20 protein-coding genes are annotated in these 16,307 nt (G+C 62.6%); 13 read left to right on the plus strand and 7 right to left on the minus strand.

Features of this window, described 5'->3' with window-relative positions; translation table 11 throughout:
* Positions 1 to 60: 60 nt before the first annotated feature.
* Together ACOCLD_RS01730 and ACOCLD_RS01735 are read right to left on the minus strand one after the other, a co-directional pair.
* Entirely contained in the window at positions 61 to 807 is a 747-nt protein-coding gene (locus ACOCLD_RS01730; protein ID WP_233685534.1) for a LytR/AlgR family response regulator transcription factor, read from the minus strand.
* Positions 804 to 1,886 (minus strand): sensor histidine kinase, encoded by a 1,083-nt coding sequence (locus tag ACOCLD_RS01735; protein WP_257778950.1) that lies wholly within the window; start codon positions 1,884 to 1,886, stop codon positions 804 to 806. The genes ACOCLD_RS01730 and ACOCLD_RS01735 overlap by 4 nt, the downstream gene beginning before the upstream one ends.
* Positions 1,887 to 2,140: 254 nt before the next feature.
* On the opposite strand from ACOCLD_RS01735, the gene argH reads away from it, so the two are divergent.
* The 7 genes from argH (at position 2,141) to ACOCLD_RS01770 (ending at position 8,907) form a co-directional block, all read left to right on the plus strand.
* Positions 2,141 to 3,535, plus strand: a complete 1,395-nt coding sequence (argH, locus tag ACOCLD_RS01740; RefSeq protein WP_422910609.1) for an argininosuccinate lyase — start codon at positions 2,141 to 2,143, stop codon at positions 3,533 to 3,535.
* A 31-nt stretch (positions 3,536 to 3,566) separates the two neighbouring features.
* Complete coding sequence (locus ACOCLD_RS01745; protein ID WP_422910610.1) at positions 3,567 to 3,809, plus strand: hypothetical protein; 243 nt, start codon at positions 3,567 to 3,569, stop codon at positions 3,807 to 3,809.
* 6 nt (positions 3,810 to 3,815) lie between these two features.
* Positions 3,816 to 4,295, plus strand: a complete 480-nt coding sequence (locus ACOCLD_RS01750) for a GNAT family N-acetyltransferase (RefSeq protein ID WP_422910611.1) — start codon at positions 3,816 to 3,818, stop codon at positions 4,293 to 4,295.
* A 17-nt stretch (positions 4,296 to 4,312) separates the two neighbouring features.
* A complete protein-coding gene (locus ACOCLD_RS01755) occupies positions 4,313 to 4,579 on the plus strand; it encodes a hypothetical protein (RefSeq protein WP_422910612.1) in 267 nt (88 codons plus the stop codon).
* An 82-nt stretch (positions 4,580 to 4,661) separates the two neighbouring features.
* Positions 4,662 to 5,459: a substrate-binding periplasmic protein gene (locus tag ACOCLD_RS01760; protein ID WP_422910613.1), complete on the plus strand. Its 798-nt coding sequence runs from the start codon at positions 4,662 to 4,664 to the stop codon at positions 5,457 to 5,459.
* An 18-nt stretch (positions 5,460 to 5,477) separates the two neighbouring features.
* On the plus strand, positions 5,478 to 5,732 hold the full coding sequence (locus ACOCLD_RS01765; RefSeq protein WP_257778944.1) for a TIGR02647 family protein: 255 nt from the start codon (positions 5,478 to 5,480) through the stop codon (positions 5,730 to 5,732).
* Positions 5,733 to 5,985: 253 nt separating this feature from the next.
* The gene (locus ACOCLD_RS01770; RefSeq protein ID WP_422910614.1) at positions 5,986 to 8,907 is read left to right on the plus strand and encodes a class I adenylate cyclase; all 2,922 of its coding nucleotides are present in this window, start codon (positions 5,986 to 5,988) and stop codon (positions 8,905 to 8,907) included.
* Positions 8,908 to 8,916: 9 nt separating this feature from the next.
* Here ACOCLD_RS01770 and rnk read toward each other — a convergent pair whose 3' ends face one another.
* From rnk to ACOCLD_RS01790, 4 genes are all read right to left on the minus strand, one after another.
* Positions 8,917 to 9,327, minus strand: coding sequence for a nucleoside diphosphate kinase regulator (gene rnk, locus ACOCLD_RS01775; protein WP_422910615.1), 411 nt, complete (start codon positions 9,325 to 9,327; stop codon positions 8,917 to 8,919).
* A gap of 118 nt (positions 9,328 to 9,445) precedes the next feature.
* On the minus strand, positions 9,446 to 9,652 hold the full coding sequence (locus ACOCLD_RS01780) for a DUF1289 domain-containing protein (RefSeq protein ID WP_392541413.1): 207 nt from the start codon (positions 9,650 to 9,652) through the stop codon (positions 9,446 to 9,448).
* A complete protein-coding gene (gene cyaY / locus ACOCLD_RS01785; RefSeq protein ID WP_108486763.1) occupies positions 9,633 to 9,965 on the minus strand; it encodes an iron donor protein CyaY in 333 nt (110 codons plus the stop codon). Before cyaY ends, ACOCLD_RS01780 begins: the two co-directional genes overlap by 20 nt.
* A 42-nt stretch (positions 9,966 to 10,007) precedes the next feature.
* Positions 10,008 to 11,048 (minus strand): AraC family transcriptional regulator, encoded by a 1,041-nt coding sequence (locus tag ACOCLD_RS01790; protein WP_422910616.1) that lies wholly within the window; start codon positions 11,046 to 11,048, stop codon positions 10,008 to 10,010.
* A gap of 147 nt (positions 11,049 to 11,195) precedes the next feature.
* Here ACOCLD_RS01790 and lptM point away from each other — a divergent pair, with 147 nt between their 5' ends.
* The 6 genes from lptM to ACOCLD_RS01820 are packed head-to-tail and all read left to right on the plus strand — an operon-like array spanning position 11,196 to position 15,753.
* On the plus strand, positions 11,196 to 11,321 hold the full coding sequence (gene lptM / locus ACOCLD_RS01795; RefSeq protein WP_233685546.1) for an LPS translocon maturation chaperone LptM: 126 nt from the start codon (positions 11,196 to 11,198) through the stop codon (positions 11,319 to 11,321).
* Positions 11,322 to 11,330: 9 nt separating this feature from the next.
* A complete protein-coding gene (gene lysA, locus ACOCLD_RS01800; protein ID WP_422910617.1) occupies positions 11,331 to 12,578 on the plus strand; it encodes a diaminopimelate decarboxylase in 1,248 nt (415 codons plus the stop codon).
* Between the two features lie 5 nt (positions 12,579 to 12,583).
* A complete protein-coding gene (gene dapF / locus ACOCLD_RS01805) occupies positions 12,584 to 13,414 on the plus strand; it encodes a diaminopimelate epimerase (protein ID WP_422910618.1) in 831 nt (276 codons plus the stop codon).
* 13 nt (positions 13,415 to 13,427) lie between these two features.
* Positions 13,428 to 14,126: a DUF484 family protein gene (locus ACOCLD_RS01810; protein WP_233685549.1), complete on the plus strand. Its 699-nt coding sequence runs from the start codon at positions 13,428 to 13,430 to the stop codon at positions 14,124 to 14,126.
* 38 nt (positions 14,127 to 14,164) lie between these two features.
* Positions 14,165 to 15,061: a tyrosine recombinase XerC gene (xerC, locus tag ACOCLD_RS01815; RefSeq protein ID WP_422910619.1), complete on the plus strand. Its 897-nt coding sequence runs from the start codon at positions 14,165 to 14,167 to the stop codon at positions 15,059 to 15,061.
* The gene (locus tag ACOCLD_RS01820) at positions 15,058 to 15,753 is read left to right on the plus strand and encodes an HAD family hydrolase (RefSeq protein ID WP_422910620.1); all 696 of its coding nucleotides are present in this window, start codon (positions 15,058 to 15,060) and stop codon (positions 15,751 to 15,753) included. Before xerC ends, ACOCLD_RS01820 begins: the two co-directional genes overlap by 4 nt.
* Positions 15,754 to 15,826: 73 nt before the next feature.
* Here ACOCLD_RS01820 and sutA read toward each other — a convergent pair whose 3' ends face one another.
* On the minus strand, positions 15,827 to 16,156 hold the full coding sequence (gene sutA / locus ACOCLD_RS01825; RefSeq protein ID WP_422910621.1) for a transcriptional regulator SutA: 330 nt from the start codon (positions 16,154 to 16,156) through the stop codon (positions 15,827 to 15,829).
* Between the last annotated feature and the right edge of the window lie 151 nt (positions 16,157 to 16,307).

Below are 16,307 nucleotides of genomic sequence, written 5' to 3' on the forward strand. Positions count from 1 at the left end.
TAATAACAGGCTGGCCCGGATCAGGCCTGCAACCCGGAGTCATCCGGGTTGCCCGAGGCCTTAGAGGTTGTGCATCAGCTTACGCACCCCGGCCACATGCCGGCGGCTGACAATCAGTGCTTCCTCGTTCATACCCTTGAGGAACAGCTGGAAATGCCCAAGCGGCGTACGTTGCAGGCGCTCGATACGCTCACGGGCGACCAGCGCATTGCGGTGAATGCGCACAAAGCGATCACCAAACTCGTCTTCCAAGGCTTTCAACGGCTCATCCAGCAGCACTTCGCCGCCGGCATGGCGCAAGGTCACGTATTTGTGGTCGGCAATAAAGTAGATCACCTGATCCAGCGGAATCAGCTCGATGCCTTTGCGGGTGCGTGCACTGATATGACTGCGCGGGCCACCGCCACTGTCTGCCGCCGGGCGAGTCAACGCCGCCAGTTGCACACGATTGGGCCGCTCGGCCTTTTTTAGCGCTTCGCTGAGGCTTTCCGCCCGCACCGGTTTGACCAGATAGCCCACGGCGCTGACCTGGAAGGCTTCCAGGGCAAATTCGTCATGCGCAGTACAGAAGATCACCGCCGGAGGCGCTTCACGCTCACACAGCTTGGCGGCCACTTGCAGGCCATCCAGGCCCGGCATGCGGATATCCAGCAACACCACGTCCGGCTTCAAGCTGTCGATCAGGCTCAGGGCCTCCTCGCCGTTGCTGGCTGCGGGTTCAAGCACGCGATAGCCATCAAGATCGCCCACCATACGGCTCAGGCGCTCTCGGGCCAGGGGTTCATCATCGACAATCAGGACATTCATAATGCACGGGCTTCCTGCTTGGGTCTCGCACAAGGATAGCGTAGACAAGTGAAGTGGCGTCCGTCACGGCGCTCTACGCTGAGACTGGCCCGCGGCCCGAAAAGTGCCACCAGCCGCGCGTCGATATTGCTCAGCGCCTGATGCGTGCCGCGCGACGGCGGCTCCTCGCCTAGTTGTTCGTATGGATTGCTCACGCACAGCTGGAATACCCCCTCGTGATAACTCGCCTCGACCCGCACCAGACCGCCCTCGATACGCGGCTGAATGCCGTAGATCAAGGCGTTTTCCAGTAAGGGTTGCAGCGTCAGTTGTGGAATCGGCAGATCATCCGGCACATCGACAATCTCCCACTGCAACTGTAGACGCTCGCCGAGCCGATAGCGCTCAATCGATAAATATCGTTGTGCCAGCTCCAGCTCCTCGCGCCAGGGCACCAGGCTGCCGGGCTTGGCCAGACTGGCGCGGAACAGGTCGGAGAGATCCAGCACCGCCTGCTCGGCCTTGTATGGGTCGACCACCACCAGACTGGCAATGCTGTTCAGGCTGTTGAACAAAAAATGCGGACGTATGCGTGCCTGCAGGGACTCGATACGCGCGCGTAGCTCCGCTTGTTCCTGCTTGCGCCACTGGCTCTGCAGGTAGAAGTAGCGCAACAGCAGTGCCGACATGATCAGGCTGATCAGGGCATGGCGCAGGTACAGGTTGACCTCGCCGGTGCGCGGCAACGGCCCGCCCAGCTCGTAGTAGTCGGCTACGGCGGTACAGATCAGACTCAGCGCGACCACAATCGCGCAACACAAAGCGCCGGCAGTAGCTGCAGGCATGCGCGCCATCAACGGGCGCAGGCGACACAGCACCGCCGCCGAGAGCAGCACGATCCATTGCACGAACAGCGACGTCAGCGCCAGGCGCACCCAGTCGAAACCCGGCAGCATCGGCTCGGACAACACCAGCACCAGCACCAGCAACTCAGCCAGCAGCACCATGCTCAGCAGCGCGTCTGGCTGGCAAAGCTCGGGCACGAAAAAGTCATCGACCAGTGGTGGTTGTTTTTCTGATAACAGGCTTTTTATTTTCATCGCCGCAGTTTCCGCGTGAGCCGCCCCAGCAGCAAGATAGACAGCTGCGACCGGGCAAAATAAAGCACCGAAATGCGCCCGCCGCGATAAATCTGTGAACGGCGCAACATTGCTCTACTGCAGCCTAGCTGTGACCGCCGACAACGTGACGCGGCGAATTTGCCAGCCAGCCTGTTATTATCGGCGTACTTTTCCGTCTTGCCGGCCGCCCCAGCGTGGCCAGCCCGTTTTAGCGCACCAGCCGAGCGAAGCCCATGAGCACTGAAAAAACCAACCAATCCTGGGGCGGCCGCTTCAGCGAACCCGTCGATGCCTTTGTTGCCCGCTTTACCGCCTCCGTCGAATTCGACAAGCGCCTGTACCGCCACGACATCATGGGCTCCATCGCCCACGCCAGCATGCTGGCCAAGGTCGGTGTACTCAGTGAGGCCGAGCGCGACAGCATCATTGCCGGCCTGACGCAGATTCAGGGCGAGATCGAAGCCGGCCAGTTCGACTGGCGCGTCGATCTGGAAGACGTGCATATGAACATCGAAGCGCGCCTGACCGACCGCATCGGCGTCACCGGCAAGAAGCTGCACACCGGCCGCTCGCGTAACGATCAGGTGGCCACCGATATCCGCCTGTGGCTGCGTGACGAGATCGACCTGATCCTGGCCGAGATCACGCGCCTGCAGCAGGGCTTACTGGAGCAGGCCGAGCGTGAAGCGGACACCATCATGCCCGGCTTTACCCACCTGCAAACCGCGCAACCGGTAACCTTTGGCCATCACCTTTTGGCCTGGTTCGAAATGCTGACGCGCGACTACGAGCGCCTGGTCGATTGCCGCAAGCGCACCAACCGCATGCCACTCGGCAGCGCGGCATTGGCCGGCACCACCTACCCGATCCAGCGCGAGATCACCGCACAATTACTGGGTTTCGACGCGGTTGGCGGCAACTCGCTGGATGGTGTGTCCGATCGCGACTTCGCCATCGAATTCTGCGCCGCCGCCTCGCTGGCGATGATGCACCTGTCGCGCTTTTCCGAAGAGTTGGTGCTGTGGACTTCAGCGCAGTTCCAGTTTATCGATCTGCCTGACCGCTTCTGCACCGGCAGCTCGATCATGCCGCAGAAGAAAAACCCCGACGTACCGGAACTGGTACGCGGCAAGACCGGCCGGGTATTCGGCGCATTGATGGGCCTGCTGACCCTAATGAAAGGCCAGCCGCTGGCCTACAACAAGGACAACCAGGAAGACAAAGAACCACTGTTCGACGCCGCCGACACCCTGCGCGACTCGCTGCGCGCCTTTGCCGACATGATCCCGGCGATCAAACCCAAGCACGCCATCATGCGTGAGGCGGCGCTGCGCGGTTTCTCCACCGCCACTGACCTGGCCGACTACCTGGTACGCAAGGGCCTGCCGTTCCGCGATTGCCACGAGATCGTCGGCCATGCGGTGAAATACGGCGTCGAGTCCGGCAAAGACCTGGCCGAAATGAGCCTGGAAGAACTGCGCCAGTTCAGCGAGCAGATCGAACAGGACGTGTTTGCCGTGCTGACCCTGGAAGGCTCGGTCAACGCCCGCAACCATATCGGCGGCACCGCGCCGAACCAGGTACGCGCAGCGGTTGTGCGCGGCAGGGAACTGCTGGCGACGCGCTGATCGTCAGCTCACCAAGGGAAAGGGATGTCCCATGTTCGAGCTGTTGCTACGCGGCCTGGCTGTCCTGGCGGAAGTCGCACTGGAGCTGGTGTTCAGCTACCTCTTCTACACCAGCGGCTGGCTGGTGCTGCGTCTACTGACGCTGGGCCGCTATCCGCGCCTGCCGCTGCGTATATCCGACCCGATGGGCCCACGCAGCAGCTGGGTCAGCGCCTTCGGTTTTCTTTGCGTGGTCGGTCTGCCGCTGACTGCTCTGGTTTTTCTCTATGGCTAAGTATCCATGACTCTGAACATCCGCCCCGCCACCGCAGCAGACGCCGCTCTGATCCTGCGCTTTATCACCGATCTGGCGATCTACGAGAAAGCCGAGCATGAGGTGAAAACCGATGCCGCCGGGATTGAAGCGAGCCTGTTCGGGCCTGGCAGCAGTGCCCAAGCGCTGATCTGCGAGTATGACGGCCAGCCGATTGGCTACGCCGTGTACTTCTTCAATTACTCGACCTGGCTGGGCAAACACGGGCTGTACCTGGAAGACCTCTATATCAGCCCGGAGACACGCGGCGTTGGCGCGGGCAAAGCCCTGCTGCGGCATCTGGCGCAACTGGCTGTGGCCAAGGGCTGTGGTCGCTTCGAGTGGGCTGTGCTGGACTGGAACACGCCCGCCATCGAATTCTATGAAGCCTTCGGTGCCAAACCGCAAGACGAATGGACCACCTACCGCCTGACCGGCCAGGCCCTGCTGGATTTTGCCCAGGGCTAACCCTTTTGGAGAAACATATGAGCGAGCAAGAAGACGAAGATTTCGCCCAGGACACCCTGACCCAGGCCATCGAAAATCAGCTAGAAGCCGGTGAACCGGCGTTTGTCCAGGCAGTGCTGAACAAACTGACGCTGGTCGGTTACCAGCGCGACGAGATCCTTGAACTGATGGCCCTGGTGCTGGCCGATGAAATCGACGCCATGCTGCGCGATGACCGCCCGTTTGACCTGGCCCGCTATGAGCAAGGCCTGCGCGCCCTGCCTGAGCTACCGCAAGAAAACTGAGCCGTACTTGACCCAGGCCACTGTTCAGCTGGGCAGGCAGATTGCTACTGTCTGACCATCTGACCCACAAGGCGCAGCACCGATGACGCGTTCGCTGAAGCAAGTCAGCCTTCTGCTCACCCTGCTCTGCGCACTGGCTGGCGCCGGGATGACGCATGCTGACCTGCCGCGCATCGGCGCCGAGGATGACTGGTACCCCTACACCGCCTGGCGTGACGGACATATCGTAGGGATGTCGGCAGATATCGTCCGTGCGGCTTTCGCCAGCAGCGACACCGCCATCGAGCTCACTGCCTACCCCTATTCACGTTGCATGGAGCTGGCCCGCTCCGGCGTCCTCGCGGCCTGTTTCAACACCACCCCCGACTCACGCATCGAAGAACAATTTCTGCTGCCCGAAGAAATGCTGTTCAGCGACGACATCCTGCTCTGGGCCCGTAAAGGCGCAGCTCCTCTGGCGGACCTCAATACCCTGGCCGGCAAGCGTGTGGCGGTGACCATCGGCTACACCTACGGCGAGTCCTTCGATACCCGCAAGGACATCCTGCGCGTGCCGGTGCGCCGCGACCTCAATGGTTTTCTCATGCTGCAGCACAGCCGCGTCGATTATGTGGTGGCCTTTCGCGGCACCACCCAAGCGCTGCTCGACCAGCACCCGGAATTAGCCGAGCAGTTCGTCGCCGTGGCCACCGTGCACCAGCCGCAGCTGTATCTGACGTTCTCGCGCCATCATCCGCAGACCCCGATGCTGCTAGAACACTTCGACCAGGGCATGCGCCAGATCCGACAGGACGGCACCTACCAGAAAATTATCGCGCGCTGGCAACACCTGACTCGGCAAGCGCCGGAACAGCCCACTACACTGCTGGAAAAGCCATAACAACAAGACGGAGTCACTATGAAAGCCTTTACTTCCGACCTGATCGACGAGCTGGAAATCCTCGCCCTGTACAACCTGAGCAACCATCAGGAAGGGCTCAAGGTGCACAACAATGCTTCATTCAAGGCTCAGGGGGCGATCACCCGGCTGTATGAGAAAGGCCTGATCAGTCAGTCCGACGGTGGTTACCTGACCAGCCTGGGGATTGATGCCGCCGAACACGCCCAAGGCCTGTTGACCATCCTCGCCCCGAAAAGCGCCTTGCTGACTTAAACCCACCCTTCAGCCAGGCCCATGCCGGGCGATATAGCAGCAGATACTGCACAGAACTGTCCGCCCTGCTGCACCAAAGCGATTCGTAACCACAGCACCCTGGCTGCAGCATTCAGACCCGCGCCATGCTCATGACGCCCATCTGAGTGCTGCCAGCCTGGCGCTGCACCCAGGGTTCTGTGCACGCTGATCAACAGGTTCCAAGAGCCGAGGCAACTGGTAGGCTTGCCTCATCTTCGCAGCGAGCATGAGCATGACGCGCACTCAGGAAATTCGCCCGGACATTGAAGACGGTATCGATCGCAAGGTCCTCACCCAGCTGCGCGCGCGCTTCCTCAAACTCAATCAGAGTCGTCTGCAACGTGCCATGCAGGCGCTGTCAACGCGCCAGCAGCTGGTCCTCAAGCTGTTGCCGCTGCTGTTCCACGTCAATCACCCGCTGCTGCCAGGCTATGTCTCCGGGCTGACCCCGGCCGGCCTCAGCGGCTTCGAGCCGGATGACGAGCTGCTTGCCGAAGTGCAGCGCCTGACCCGCTCGTTCGCCTACAAACCGTATCGCGGCAAACAGGCACTGCCGATCCACGGCCTGTTCCTGATGGGCAGCCTGGGCACCGTGGCCCAGGCCGAACAGAGCGACATGGACCTGTGGGTCTGCCACGCCAGCGACCTGAGCCCGCAGCAACTGCATGAGCTGAACAAAAAGTGCGCGCTGCTGGAGAGCTGGGCGGCCACCCTGGGGGCGGAGGCGCATTTCTTTCTGATCGACCCACTGCGCTTCACCCAGGGTGAGCGCGAAGCACAACTGACTTCCGATGACTGCGGCACCACCCAGCACTACCTGCTGCTCGATGAGTTCTACCGCACCGCCATCTGGCTCGGCGGACGCACGCCACTGTGGTGGCTGGTGCCGGTGTATGAAGAATCGCGCTATCAGCACTACACCAGCACCCTGCTGGCCAAGCGCTTTATCCGCGCAGAAGACGTGCTCGACCTCGGCCACCTGGCGCGCATTCCGCCGGAGGAATTTATCGGCGCCGGCATGTGGCAACTGTTCAAGGGCATCGAGTCGCCCTACAAGTCGGTGCTCAAGCTGCTGCTCACTGAGGTGTACGCCAGCGAACACCCCAAGGTCGAATGCCTGTCGCTGCGCTTCAAACAGGCGGTGTTTGCCAATCGCCTGGATGTCGATGAGCTCGACCCCTATATCGTGGTGTACCGCCGCCTGGAGGAATACCTCAAGGCCCGTGGCGAGTCTGAGCGTCTGGAGCTGATTCGTCGCTGCCTGTACCTCAAGGTCGACAAGAAGCTCAGCCGCCCACCGCGTAACCAGCGCAAGAGCTGGCAGCGCCTGCTGCTGGAGCGCCTGACCCGCGACTGGAACTGGGACAGCCGCCAGCTGGCAATGCTCGACAGCCGCAGCCAGTGGAAGGTGCGTCAGGTCAGCGCCGAGCGGCGCATGCTGGTCAACGAACTGACCTACAGCTACCGCTTTCTCTCCGAATTCGCCCGCAGCGAACACGCCGGCAGCTCGCTCAACAGCCGCGACCTGGGCATCCTCGGCCGCCGTCTGTATGCCGCTTTCGAGCGCAAGGCCGGCAAGATCGAATTCATCAACCCGGGCATTGCCCCGGATCTGGCTGAAGACACCCTGACCCTGGCGCAAAGCCCCAACCCGGACGAACCCAATGAAAACCTCTGGGCGCTTTATAACGGCAGTGTCAGCGCCCAGGATTTGGAAGACTTCTCCCCGCTCAAGCGCTCGCGCGAACTGGTCGAACTGCTCGCCTGGTGCCAGCGCAATGGCGTGATCGACAACAGCACACGGCTGTCGCTGCACCCAGGCAGCAGCGACCTCAGCGAATTCGAGCTGTCCAACCTGCTCAGCAGCCTGCAGCAGGTGGTGCCGCTGCCCTTGCCGGCGGTCGATGAAGCCGCGCTACTCAGCGCCAGCGTGCCCAAAGAGGTGCTGCTGCTGGTCAACGTCGGCGTCGACCCGCTCAAGCAGTTCAGCCAGATGAACATGCACATGACCACCGAGCGTACCGATGCGTTGGGCTATTCCGGGGTGCGCGAGAACCTGATTCTGACCATCGACCAGGTCACCCTGAACAGCTGGAACGAGCTGCTGGTGACCCGCTATGACGGCCCGCATGCACTGCTCGACTGCCTGCGCGACTTCCTCAACGCCCTGCCAGCCTTGGGCCGCAAACCCAACCTGCGGGTCCGCTGCTTCTGCCGCAACCGTGCCACGGCGATTGCCGAACGGGTCGAGGAACTGTTCCGCGAAACCCTCGGCAGTTTCAGCAGCGAACAGGCCAACCGCTACCTGCTGCAGATCAAGCAGCACTATCACCTGCTTGAGCTGAAACCCGGCAATGTCAGCCACACCAGCCTGAAAGACCTGCCCACACTGATTGATCACCTGGGCGAGGAGCTGCCCGGCTACAGTGAGCTGCATCTGGACCGCAGCGCCCTGGAGGGTGAAGACCTGGCGCTGATCCTGCCACTCGGCCGGCCGCAGTGTATTCAGGTGTTCTACCGGCTGAACGAAGCCAGCGCCCTGGCCGAGCTGAGCGTGCTCGATGAGCACAATGCGCTGTGGCGTCAGCAGATGCCCTATCGCGATGAGCAGAGCCTGCTGACCCCGCTGCAACGCTTTCTGCAATCGGTGCTGTACCGGCGTAACGCCCTGCTACCGTTGGATAACCTGCCAGCGCATCAGCCACTGGAGGTGCTGTATTACCAGGTGCTGCCGGATGCGCCGCTGCGCGCCCAGCGCCTGGAGCGGCGGCCACCGCCGCTGTCACCGATCAGCCATCCGTTCTATGACGTGCAGGCCATCGTCGAGCCGGCGGATGGCCAGCGCATGGCCCCCGGCGAGCGCCTTGATCTCGGCCAGCGGCGACCCGCCGGCACACCCGGGCACAAGCGTTCGCACGTCACCCTGTACTGCAACCACCGCGAGTTTTCCGAACTGGAGTACGCCGGCGATCTGTTCGCCGCCGTCGCCCAACACATCCTCGCGCAACGCCGCGATGGCGCGCGCTACCCCTGCTACATCACCGACCTCGACCTGTCGGCGGTACTCGGCGAAGGGCATATGCAGAGTGTGCATTACCTGCGCTACAAGAGCCGCCTGGAAGCGGCGCTGAATCAGGCCTTGCAGAAGGCCTGACGCGCAGCATCAGGCGCGGCTGTACTCGCCCGCCGCTTCCGGCTGATATTCCACCGCCAGCAGGGTCAGCTTGAGCACTTTGCCATTCGGCCCGGCCCAGTCGATATGCTGGCCCACAGACAAGCCCAGCAGCGCAGTGCCAACCGGCGCCAGCACGGACACGCAGCCTTCACCGCCGGCATCCTGTGGGTACACCAAAGTCAAGTGGTAGTCCTTGCCACTGCTCTCTTCACGGCAATGCACGCGCGAGTTCATAGTCACCACTCCAGCCGGCACTTCGTCATGGCCAACCACATCGGCGCGATCGAGTTCGGCCTGCAAGGCCGCAGCGCCGGGGCCGAATTCATCCAGGCTGTCGAGCAGGTGCTCCAGGCGCTGCAGATCAAGACGGGTGATGGTGAGCGAAGGTGTGCTGGTCATGGTGCGGGTATATCCCCTTTACGGATGCTGAAAAAAGCAAAACCCCATCACGAAGATGGGGTTTGGCAAGTCGTGGGATGACCGTACCACAGCCACTCAAATAAACAAGACCGCCCGGTCAAGGCATGCCGTTACGCTGCTGCAGGCGGGCCTCGGCCGCCGCGCAGATCGCGCGCTGGCGCGGTGTGTCGGCTTTGCTCCAGTCGAGAATTTCCTGCAGCGTGCGGCCACAGCCCAGACAGATATCCTGATCATCCAGACAACACTGGCGACGGCAGGGCGAGACAACCTGCACGCCGACCGGCTCAGAGCTCTTCGAACTCAAGGTCGGCACCGGATTGTTCAAGGGTGATGCGCGCCAGCATTTCGCCCAGCTGCTCGTCGCTGCTGTCACAGATCCAGCGCTCGCTGGCCTGGTCGTAATCAAAGTGGAAACCACCGGAGCGCGCCGCCAGCCACAGCTGACGCAGCGGCTCTTGACGACTGAAGATCAGCTGACTGCCGTTCTCAAACCGCACGGTCAGCACTCCGCCGGAATTCTCCAGATCCAGATCCAGGTCGCTGTCATCGAAAATATCTTCCACCGCCTGCTGGGTGGCATCGACCAGATCGTGAAAGCGGGCTTCGGTCAAACTCATTACGGCTTACCTCAAAAAAATCAGCGGCTTGAGCTGCGCTGCTTAATGGTCTTGTAAATAGCGGCGATATTCGCCGGGGCTTTGCCCCGTCCAACGGCGAAACGCGCGGGCCAGTGAGCCGGGCTCACTGAAACCAACCAGGAAGGCGATTTCCGCCAGCTCCAGCGCTGGGTCGCGCAGGTAATTCAGCACCAGTTGCTGGCGGGTTTCATCCACCAACTGGTTGAAGGATAACCCGGCCTCGCGCAAACGCCGCTGCAGGGTACGCGGACTGAGCGCCAAACGCGCGGCGATTTGCTGCAAATCAGCGCCTGCCTCTGGCAACTGCCGGGACAATTCCAGGCGCGCGCGATCGAGCACGCTGCTGCTCTGCCGGATTTCTCCGAGCAGGCGATCAGCATAGGCATCCAGCATCACCTGCACCTGCGCATCGGCCTGTCCCAAGGGAGTAGCCAACAGGCGCTTGGAGAAAACCAGGGCATTATCGGCCTGATCAAACAGCACCGGGCAGCGAAAGATGCGCTGGTACTCCGAGGTATCGGCGGGTGCCGCATGCTGAAAGCGCACCTCGGTCGGCGGAATATCCAACCCGGTGATCCAGTGGCCAAAGGTCACCCAGCCGGCCATGGTTTCCTCGCACAGCTGACGTTTCTGCTGGGGCAGCAAGGGCTGCCAGCTATGTGTCACCTGTGGCTCCAGCCCTTCACGTGGCGGCTCGTCGGCCAGATCAACCTGTCCCAGATTACCCACCAACGCGGCGTAACGTGCCTGGCGATGCAGGGCATCCGCGAGGGTCGCGCAGCTCATGATCAGGTAGCCCAGCACCCCGTAGTAACCCGGCCGCACGGCTTCGCCCAGGTGCAGGCCCAGCTGCTCGTCGCCGGTCAGTTGCACACCATGGCCGAGCAGCTCCAGGTAAGTGCTGGCAGCCACGCGCTGATCGCGCTGGGTCAGAATCTGCGGGCTGAGTTGCACGCGCTCAAGCAGCGCGTGCGTATCGAGCCCCTGACGGGCGAGGTAGTCGAGCAACCCTTGCAGGTAGGCGACTGAAACCGAACTGTTGACCACTACAGGGGTGTCCATCCGGGCTCCTGAACGCGGGTGGTAGGCGCAAAGACCCTGCCAAAGATACAGGCAAAGCCCCGCCAGACGGGAACCCTGGCGCATAGGCAAGGCGTCGGGGGGTCGGTATACTCCGGCGCAATCATGCTTTATTACAAGGATTTCACCATGAAGCGGTTGTTTACTGCCTTTATCGCGATGCTTGCCGTCAGCACCCTGCTCGCGGGCTGCGGCCAGAAAGGCCCGCTGTACCTGCCGGAAGAAAGTCAGCCAGCGCCTGCGCAAACCGAATAAGGGCCAGCTATGAACGCCTTCAACTACCGCGACGGTCAGCTGTTCGCGGAAGGCGTGGCCTTGTCCGCCATCGCCCAACGCTTCGGTACGCCGACCTACGTTTACTCGCGTGCGCACATCGAGACGCAATACCGCACCTATGCCGATGCCCTGCAGGGCATGCCGCATCTGGTGTGCTTTGCCGTCAAAGCCAACTCCAACATCGGCGTGCTGAATGTCCTGGCGCGCCTCGGCGCCGGCTTCGATATCGTTTCCCGCGGTGAGCTGGAGCGCGTCCTGGCGGCGGGTGGCGAAGCAAGCAAGATCGTCTTCTCCGGCGTCGGCAAAAGCCGTGACGACATGCGCCGCGCCCTGGAAGTCGGCGTGCACTGCTTCAACGTCGAATCCACCGAAGAGCTGGAGCGCCTGCAAGTGGTGGCTGCCGAGCTGGGCAAGACGGCGGCGATTTCGCTGCGGGTCAACCCGGACGTCGACGCGGGTACCCACCCGTACATTTCCACCGGTCTGAAAGAAAACAAGTTCGGCATCGACATCGAGCAGGCTGAAGCGGTGTATGCCCGCGCCGCCGAGTTGCCGAACCTGCAGATCGTCGGTGTCGATTGCCATATCGGCTCACAGCTGACGGCCCTGGCGCCGTTTCTCGATGCCCTGGATCGCCTGCTGGTACTGGTTGACCGTTTGGCCACACGCGGCATCCGCATCAAGCACCTGGATCTGGGTGGCGGCCTCGGCGTGCAGTACCGCGACGAACAGCCGCCACTGGCCGGCGAGTACATCGCCGCCGTGCGTGAGCGCCTGGCCGGTCGTGACCTGGCCCTGGTATTTGAACCGGGTCGCTACATCGTCGCCAACGCCGGCGTGCTGCTGACCCAGGTGGAATACCTCAAGCACACCGAACACAAGGATTTCGCCATCGTCGATGCGGCGATGAACGACCTGATCCGCCCGGCGCTGTACCAGGCCTGGATGGACGTGGTGCCCGTGCAGCCGCGCGCTGGCGCGACGCGTAACTACGACATCGTCGGGCCGATCTGCGAGACCGGCGACTTCCTCGCCAAGGATCGCCAGCTGGTCCTGGCCGAAGGCGACTTGCTGGCCGTGCGCTCGGCCGGTGCCTACGGTTTTGTCATGAGCTCCAACTACAACACCCGCGGCCGCGCCGCCGAGGTGATGGTAGATGGTGAACACGCCTTCGAAGTGCGTCGCCGTGAGACGCTCAGCGAACTCTTTGCGGGCGAAAGCCGCCTGCCGGAGTAAGTCTGATGCTATTGCGCTTTACCAAGATGCACGGCCTCGGCAATGACTTTATGGTCCTCGACCTGGTCAGCCAGCACGCGCATATCCAGCCGAAGAACGCCAAGGCCTGGGGCGATCGCCACACCGGCGTGGGCTTCGATCAGCTGCTGATTGTCGAGCCACCGAGTAACCCGGACGTGGACTTTCGCTACCGCATCTTCAACGCCGACGGCTCGGAAGTGGAGCAGTGCGGCAATGGCGCGCGCTGCTTTGCCCGCTTTGTGCTGGACAAGCGCCTGACGGTGAAGAAACAGATCCGCGTGGAAACCAAGGGCGGCATCATCGAACTGGACGTGCGCAACGACGGGCAGATCAGCGTCAACATGGGCGCACCGCGCCTGAGCCCGACGCAGATCCCCTTCCAGGCCGAACAGCAGGCGCTCAGCTACCCGGTCGAAGTCGATGGCCAGAGCGTTGAATTGGCCGCCGTGTCCATGGGCAACCCGCATGCCGTGCTGCGCGTCGACAGCGTCGAGCAAGCCCCGGTGCACAGCCTCGGGCCGAAACTCGAACACCACCCGCGTTTTCCGCAGCGTGTGAATGTCGGCTTCCTCCAGGTGCTCGACCGCAAGCACGCCAAGTTGCGCGTCTGGGAACGCGGCGCCGGGGAAACCCAGGCCTGTGGTACCGGCGCCTGCGCCGCGGCCGTGGCGGCGATCAGCCAGGGCTGGATGGATTCCCCGCTGCAGATCGAACTACCAGGCGGCAAACTGAGCATCGAGTGGGCAGGTCCGGGGCAGCCCGTTATGATGACCGGACCCGCCGTACGGGTGTACGAAGGACAAGTCCGCTTATGACTGAGCAGCGCGTATGACCGACAAGCAGGATTCACCCAAGCCACTGGATTCGGAAACGGTTGCCGCCTACCTGCGCCTGCACCCGGAATTCTTTATTGACCACGACGAACTGATCCCCGAGCTGCGCATTCCGCACCAGCGCGGCGATACCGTGTCGTTGGTCGAGCGCCAGGTGAAACTGCTGCGCGAGCGCAACATCGAGATGCGTCACCGCCTCTCGCAACTGATGGACGTAGCCCGCGACAATGACCGGCTGTTCGACAAGACCCGCCGCCTGGTGCTCGATCTGCTCGACGCCAGCAGCCTGGAAGAAGTGGTCAGCTGTGTCGAAGACAGCCTGCGCCGCGAGTTTCAGGTGCCCTTTGTCAGCCTGATCCTGTTTTGCGATGCACCACTGCCGGTTGGCCGCTCGGTCAGCAGTGCCGAAGCACATCAGGCCATCGGCGGCCTGTTGGCCGGCGGCAAAACCATCTGCGGCGTACTGCGTGAGCATGAGCTGAACTTCCTCTTTGGCAACGAAGACGGTGCTCAGGTGGGCTCGGCCGCTGTGGTCAGCATCAGCCACCAGGGCCTGCATGGCGTGCTGGCGATTGGCAGTGCCGACCCGCAGCATTACAAAAGCTCGCTGGGCACGCTGTTCCTCGGTTATATCGCCGAAGTGCTGGCGCGCGTCGTACCCGGCTTTGCCACACCGTTGCGCTCGGTACGCTAGCGCTCTACCCCGCACCGACCGTATCGCAGGGAGCTTCCATGCAAGACCTCCTGGACGCCTACCTCGAACACTTGCGCAGTGAGCGCCAGCTTTCCTCCCATACCCTGATCGGCTACCGCCAGGACCTGAGCACGCTGTTGGCGTTCTGCAACCAGGAGCAGATCGACAGCTGGAACGCGCTCGATACCGCGCGCCTGCGCCGGATGATCGGCCGCCTGCATATGCAGGGACAGTCCAGCCGCAGCCTGGCGCGCCTGCTTTCGGCCACCCGCGGCCTCTATCGTTACCTGATTCGTGAAGGCCACTGCGACAGCGACCCGGCCAGCGGCCTGAGGCCGCCCAAGGGCGAGCGGCGCCTGCCGAAAACCTTGGATGCCGACCGCACCGCGCAACTGCTCGACGGCGCCCTGGAAGATGACTTTATCGCCCGCCGCGACCAGGCCATGCTGGAGCTGTTCTATTCCTCCGGGCTGCGCCTGTCCGAGCTGGTCAGCCTCAACCTTGATGGCCTCGACCTGCCCGCCGGCCTGGTGCGCGTCATCGGCAAGGGCAACAAGACCCGTGAACTGCCCATCGGCCGCATGGCACGTGAAGCGATGGAGCAGTGGCTGCCACTGCGCGCCCTGGCCAACCCGGCCGATGGCGCCGTCTTTATCAGCCAGCAAGGCCGACGCATTGGCCCGCGCGCAGTGCAACTGCGCGTGCGCCAGGCCGGTGTACGCGAGCTGGGCCAGCACCTGCACCCGCACATGCTGCGCCACAGCTTTGCCAGTCATATGCTCGAATCGTCACAGGACCTGCGCGCGGTGCAGGAGTTGCTCGGCCATGCCGATATCGCCACCACCCAGGTCTACACCCATCTGGATTTCCAGCACCTGGCCACGGTCTATGACCAGGCTCACCCTCGGGCCAAACGCAAAGGCAGCACAGAATGAGTATTCAGCTGATCACCTTCGACCTCGACGACACCCTGTGGGATGTCACCCCGGTGATGCAGGACGCCGAAGCGGCGCTGCGTAACTGGCTGGCCCTGCACGCACCACGCCTCGGCGGCGTGCCGGTGGAGCATCTGTGGTCGATTCGCGCCACCCTGCTGCAGGCCGAGCCAATGCTCAAACATCGTCTGAGCGAGCTGCGCCGGCGCATCCTCTTTCATGCCCTGGAGAATGCCGGCTACCCGCACGACGAAGCGCAGGTGCTGGCCGAGGCCGGCTTTCAGGTGTTTCTCGCCGCGCGCCATCAGGTCGAACTGTTCGCCGAGGTACACCCCACGCTTGAGGCCCTGGCCAGTCGCTTCCAGCTCGGGGTGATTACCAACGGCAATGCCGACGTGCGTCGCCTGGGCCTGGCCGACTACTTCCAGTTCGCCCTCTGCGCGGAAGAACTGGGCGTCGGCAAGCCTGACCCTAAGCCGTTCAGCGAAGCACTGAAACGCGCCGGTATCGCCGCCGAGCATGCCGTGCATATCGGCGACCACCCCAGCGACGACATTGCCGGGGCGCAAGCGGCGGGGCTACGGGCGATCTGGTTCAACCCCCAGGGCAAGGCCTGGGTCGCGGACAACCGCCCGGATGCGGAAATCCGGAGCCTGGCCGAACTGCCGGTGCTGCTGCACAGCTGGGCGTAATCCGTCGAAAAAATCGCGGCATTAAAAAGCCCGCAGATCATCAATCTGCGGGCTTTGTGTTTACGTCAGCGGCCTAGATGGGGCGGCTGCCGTATTTGCTGTCCGGCTTCTTGGGTGGATCGGCGACCACATTGGCCTCGACCTCCTGCACCTTGCCGCCACGCGCCAGAAACTCTTCCATGGCACGGGCCAGGGCGTCACGCTCTTTCTGCTTGGCTTCGATGCTCGGCAGTTCTTCGACGTCGACAGCGGCCTTGGCCTTCTTGCTTTTGCTGGCCGGGGCGATCTCGTCGTCACCGTCGCCATCATCACCGCTGTCGCCGTCATCGGCGGCAGCCAGTTCTTCGCCTTCGTCTTCGTCAGCGCTTTCTAATTCGTCGTGTTCCAGATCTTCGTCGCTCATGTTCCAACCTCATGACTTGCGAAAAGCAGAGTAGTTATAGCCCAGCTGCGTCAGCTTTCTAACGTCGCTGATAAAAATTCCAGGGGTCTGGCTGTGGCTGAGCGCTGCGCATCGGCGATCTGCGCTCAACGGCGCGCATTCTAGGGGCTGT

The sequence above is a fragment of the Pseudomonas cimarronensis genome, assembly GCF_049331905.1.
In the GTDB taxonomy this organism is placed as follows: Bacteria; Pseudomonadota; Gammaproteobacteria; order Pseudomonadales; family Pseudomonadaceae; genus Aquipseudomonas.

Coding starts and splice junctions, on each gene's coding strand:
- lptM (WP_233685546.1), top strand. CDS start 11,196: ATGAAGCGGTTGTTTACTGCCTTTATCGCGATGCTTGCCGTCAGCACC.
- dapF (WP_422910618.1), top strand. CDS start 12,584: ATGCTATTGCGCTTTACCAAGATGCACGGCCTCGGCAATGACTTTATG.
- ACOCLD_RS01790 (WP_422910616.1), bottom strand. CDS start 11,048: ATGGACACCCCTGTAGTGGTCAACAGTTCGGTTTCAGTCGCCTACCTG.
- ACOCLD_RS01810 (WP_233685549.1), top strand. CDS start 13,428: ATGACCGACAAGCAGGATTCACCCAAGCCACTGGATTCGGAAACGGTT.
- ACOCLD_RS01730 (WP_233685534.1), bottom strand. CDS start 807: ATGAATGTCCTGATTGTCGATGATGAACCCCTGGCCCGAGAGCGCCTG.
- ACOCLD_RS01755 (WP_422910612.1), top strand. CDS start 4,313: ATGAGCGAGCAAGAAGACGAAGATTTCGCCCAGGACACCCTGACCCAG.
- ACOCLD_RS01750 (WP_422910611.1), top strand. CDS start 3,816: ATGACTCTGAACATCCGCCCCGCCACCGCAGCAGACGCCGCTCTGATC.
- ACOCLD_RS01735 (WP_257778950.1), bottom strand. CDS start 1,886: ATGAAAATAAAAAGCCTGTTATCAGAAAAACAACCACCACTGGTCGAT.
- lysA (WP_422910617.1), top strand. CDS start 11,331: ATGAACGCCTTCAACTACCGCGACGGTCAGCTGTTCGCGGAAGGCGTG.
- ACOCLD_RS01770 (WP_422910614.1), top strand. CDS start 5,986: ATGACGCGCACTCAGGAAATTCGCCCGGACATTGAAGACGGTATCGAT.
- sutA (WP_422910621.1), bottom strand. CDS start 16,156: ATGAGCGACGAAGATCTGGAACACGACGAATTAGAAAGCGCTGACGAA.
- ACOCLD_RS01765 (WP_257778944.1), top strand. CDS start 5,478: ATGAAAGCCTTTACTTCCGACCTGATCGACGAGCTGGAAATCCTCGCC.
- cyaY (WP_108486763.1), bottom strand. CDS start 9,965: ATGAGTTTGACCGAAGCCCGCTTTCACGATCTGGTCGATGCCACCCAG.
- argH (WP_422910609.1), top strand. CDS start 2,141: ATGAGCACTGAAAAAACCAACCAATCCTGGGGCGGCCGCTTCAGCGAA.
- ACOCLD_RS01820 (WP_422910620.1), top strand. CDS start 15,058: ATGAGTATTCAGCTGATCACCTTCGACCTCGACGACACCCTGTGGGAT.
- xerC (WP_422910619.1), top strand. CDS start 14,165: ATGCAAGACCTCCTGGACGCCTACCTCGAACACTTGCGCAGTGAGCGC.
- ACOCLD_RS01745 (WP_422910610.1), top strand. CDS start 3,567: ATGTTCGAGCTGTTGCTACGCGGCCTGGCTGTCCTGGCGGAAGTCGCA.
- rnk (WP_422910615.1), bottom strand. CDS start 9,327: ATGACCAGCACACCTTCGCTCACCATCACCCGTCTTGATCTGCAGCGC.
- ACOCLD_RS01760 (WP_422910613.1), top strand. CDS start 4,662: ATGACGCGTTCGCTGAAGCAAGTCAGCCTTCTGCTCACCCTGCTCTGC.